Here is a 3662-nt window from a genome sequence, read left to right as displayed (position 1 = left end):
TCCGCTACCCTCGCGGAAGCGGCATAACCGAACCGACACCGTGTCCACGATCGAGGGTCAAGGCCCAGCCGACGTCCACGGTCTGCCAGATGACGTCAGCCACGCACAAGCCGGTCTCTGTCTCGCGGTAGAACACGCCCGTCGGAACTTCCTCACCGGCAGTCCCGCTCGTGCCCGCACCTTCGAGGTTGATCCTCCACGACGCGTCAAGCGCCGGTCGATCGACGGACGTCTCAGGGTCGAACTGTTCTGGTTCTCCCGCGCTGAGTCCATCCCACACCGCTTCGCCGAACACCGCAGCAGAATCTTCGCAGGCAAGCGAGTCTTGATCGCCGGATGAGGCCCCGTCGATCAACTGCTCTGTCGTGTCGATCACGCGCGCGCCATCGGGACCCCAAATCACCCCATTGATCGAGCACCCCGTCAGCGCGATGAGTATTTGGAGTCTTGAGGGCCACTGATTATTGCGGTTGAGGGCCAGTCGATATTCACTCGCGGGGCCACTGGTATTGCCGGTGAGCGCCACCCCCGCAGGTGCGACGCTCACCGGCGTCGATTCAGTTGGCCGCGGCGGCGGTGTGCTCGCGCATGTTGACTTCGCCGGTTTCGATCCAGAGGGTGTTGTGAACGATTCGGTCCATGATCGCGTCCGAATCACTCCTTCTGCCGCCTGATCAGCCACGCGGCAGAAGGAGCCTAGAAAGGTGGCCCCGAACCCCAATACTCGGTGGCGCTCAACGACGCGATCGCGTCGACGCACGAGTGGCCCCGAACCTCAATATCAGTGGCCCTCAGAAGAGCGAATACTCAGCGCGACGAAAGTAACACCGACAATGGTCAACGCGAGCACGCGACGAGGAGCCTTCACCCCATCACCGTATCGAGGCGATACGCCGCCGCACCCGGATTCACAGACAGCTCTGCGCGCGAATAGGAGGATCCTCGGAAAGGCATGAGCGGTGCGCTTCGACGATCTAGTCCGGCTGCGGTCGCCTGCTGACGAGCACGCGGTTCCTCGGGACCGCGAGACCCGGTGTGAACGGGCGGATCTGGATCCGGACGGTGCTGAGGTGTCGGAGTAGGCAACTGCGGTGACGTTGCGAGCTGGCGATGAGCGCCTTTTCGAGGGTCGCGGGTCGCTTGTTGTGGGTCCTCTGGCGCATGCCGAATGCGGATTCCACGGCCGCTTTGCCTCGTGACACGATCTGCTCCGCGACGGTATGGAGTTGCTCGGTGGTGGAGCTTGCCATGACCGTGACGACTGCGGCTTCGAGCGCCCAGACCTGCTCAGCCAGGGTGAATCTCGGGGTGAGCAGGTAGCTGGCGAATGAGGGATCGGTGATCACCGTGGTGAGAGTGACGATCTCCGGGTAAGCGATGAGGAAGATGGCCTCAGGTTCCAATCGCTCGGCGCCGAGCGCAACGGCACGTTCGCGGATTCGATCCGACAGGTCGCTGTCGATGGCCCAGTGTCGAATCAGCGTCGCCGAGAGTTGCAACTCTCCTGTCGTAAGCCCGATGCCGCGTTTCCACAGCGTCCCGGAGAGGCAGCGCTCCGCCTGGGCGTACTGGGGAAACGGGGCGAGGTCGAGATCGTTGCCGTCGATGTGCCATCGACGATGCCGGTTGCAGACGGCGCCGCCCCGACTGCGGACCGTGGTCTGGGCTCCACCGGCGCAGCGACGGCAGGCGGTTCTCGGTTCCTGCGTGTATCCGCACTGCCTGCAGGCCCAGGGTCGCCACTCGGCGTGCGGGCAGCGGACATACATCGAGTTCCTACGGGCATCCCGCTCGAAGTGGCCGATGGCGAGCCCGCCGAGCCTCTCCGCCCACGCCGAAGCTCGCTCCAGGTTCGGGCGCGACGGCGAGAGACCGGCCGCGCTCGTGACGTGCAGGCGCAGATCGCGAGGCGTGAGCGAGTTTGCGATGGCGAGTCGGGAGAGGAACCCGGTGACCGTCTCTCCCGCAACTGGACGAACCGCGATCGGCAAGGGACGAACCTGCTCCGGTCGCAGCATCCTTCTCATCTCGCTGCGGGCAAGTCCCTGTGTGCTGGGGTAGGCCTCGTGCCGAACACCGCGTCGAGGTCGAGCCTCTCGGTTCCGTCGTCGATGGCGTCCATCGCGAGCATGTGCAGCATTCCTGTCAGGTCCCCGATCACGCCGCCGGTGGCCGTGTGCAGATGGCTGGCGTGCCTCAGGATCGCCCCTGTTTCCTGGTCGAGCAGCCCGAGCGAGGTCTCGACCGCGACGAGGAGATCGGCCCAGGCGGTCTTCGCTCTCCCGGAGTTCTCGAACTTCTGCAGGTGCATGATCTGGAACCTGCTGCTGATCTGCCGGCCCCGGGTGCCATCGAGAAGACCACTCGCCTCGACATCGACTCCGGCGTAGACGAACGTGCCCGGGCACTTCTCCGAGAGCTGCTTGAGCGTGTCGGACGCTTCACCCATCTGCTTGTACTTCTGATTGATGTTGTGGATCTCGTCCACCACGACCAGTTCGGTCCCGCACGCGGCGATCACGCTCGCGACGGTGTTCATCAGCTCACCGGTGTTGTAGTGCGGGCGGATCGGTAGGCCAAGGAAGTGCGCGAACTCGCCAAGCATCAGCTTCGGGGTGCACGATGGAGGCACGGACACGTAGATCACTGGGATCGAGTTGCTCCCGCCGGCACGGCCGATATCGCGACGACGCCGCTCGAACCGGCGGGCGATGTGAGAAACGGTTGTCGTCTTGCCGATGTTGGGCTCGCCCGAAACGATCACGCCGAGCTTCCCGTGTGACTTGTACTGGTTCAGCATCAGCCGTCGCAGGATCTCTCGCTCGATCGCCGTGAACTGAGCGGTGTTCACGACCGGCCCGCGGATCATGAACTTCTTGCGCGCCTCGCGGTTCAGCGCCCGGTCGCCAGGTGAGAGCGCCTCGAGTTCTTCGCGCGTGATCGGGATCGGCTGGTCGAGTGTCTCGCTGACGAACGCTGACCACCCCTCCCTCGTGTTGATCGCCACCGTCATGTCAGCCGCTCCCATACGCCGTCGTCATCGTCCAGGAGCGAGAATCCGCCCCCGCGCTCCCAGATGACCTCGTCGCCGTCGGGCTCTGCCGGCGGCTCCTCCCGGGCGATCGCCTTCGAGACGCTCGTCAGGTGCATCGGATCACGGTCGACTTCCGCGCGACGTACAGCGCGGTTGCGTTTCTTGCCTGGTCTGACCCACTGGGCGCGCTTCATTCGGTCGGCGAGATACGCGGCGTCATCGCGGACCGTGGCATCCTCGGCTGAATCGACGTCGTGTGCGGCTTGCCAGGTCTCGCCACCCATGGGCTCGTCGAGGAGGTCGCGCAAGCAGCGGAACGGGACGAACTCGTCGCCGTGCTCGACCCACACGAAGAGTGGGTTGTGGGGGTCGTATCGGATGGCGCATGGTCGCGTCGCACCCTCGCCGCCGGCGCCGGCGGCGCGGAGCTCGGGGAGACGGTTCGAACGGTAGACGCGCCGTCGATGATTGATGCCGTAGTCCTGCAGCGTGCACGTCGTTGCGGGGAGGAACCCGATGAACTCGTCGACGCCGAACGGGACGTGCAGTTCGGGGGCGATGCGCCGGTAGGCGCGGAACATCTCGTTCGGGGTGAGCGCTCGCCCAGGGAGCATCGGGTCGGACAGCC

The 3662-nt window shown here is 65.0% G+C and carries 4 protein-coding genes and 1 pseudogene; all 5 read right to left on the bottom strand.

Annotated elements, in window-relative coordinates; translation table 11 throughout:
- Positions 1-4: 4 nt before the first annotated feature.
- Positions 5-547, bottom strand: coding sequence for a hypothetical protein (locus tag ABD161_RS15735; RefSeq protein WP_344005136.1), 543 nt, complete (start codon positions 545-547; stop codon positions 5-7).
- Positions 548-557: 10 nt separating this feature from the next.
- Positions 558-653, bottom strand: a pseudogene (locus ABD161_RS16025) (ATP-binding protein); the annotation flags it as partial.
- Positions 654-974: 321 nt separating this feature from the next.
- Positions 975-2018: a TniQ family protein gene (locus ABD161_RS15730; protein WP_344005134.1), complete on the bottom strand. Its 1044-nt coding sequence runs from the start codon at positions 2016-2018 to the stop codon at positions 975-977.
- Between the two features lie 5 nt (positions 2019-2023).
- The gene (locus tag ABD161_RS15725; protein ID WP_344005131.1) at positions 2024-3013 is read right to left on the bottom strand and encodes a TniB family NTP-binding protein; all 990 of its coding nucleotides are present in this window, start codon (positions 3011-3013) and stop codon (positions 2024-2026) included.
- Positions 3010-3662: Mu transposase C-terminal domain-containing protein (locus ABD161_RS15720; RefSeq protein ID WP_344005128.1), on the bottom strand; the 653-nt coding region annotated here is incomplete at its 5' end. The genes ABD161_RS15720 and ABD161_RS15725, both read right to left, overlap by 4 nt.

Source organism: Microbacterium paludicola, from assembly GCF_039529675.1.
Lineage (GTDB): Bacteria > Actinomycetota > Actinomycetes > Actinomycetales > Microbacteriaceae > Microbacterium > Microbacterium paludicola.
Note: the sequence above shows the minus strand (reverse complement) of the source record. Positions and strands in the feature narration are given on the sequence as shown.

Bases quoted from the DNA above. Each gene is read 5' to 3' on its own strand.
- ABD161_RS15730 (WP_344005134.1), bottom strand. From the start codon at position 2,018: ATGCTGCGACCGGAGCAGGTTCGTCCCTTGCCGATCGCGGTTCGTCCA.
- ABD161_RS15725 (WP_344005131.1), bottom strand. From the start codon at position 3,013: ATGACGGTGGCGATCAACACGAGGGAGGGGTGGTCAGCGTTCGTCAGC.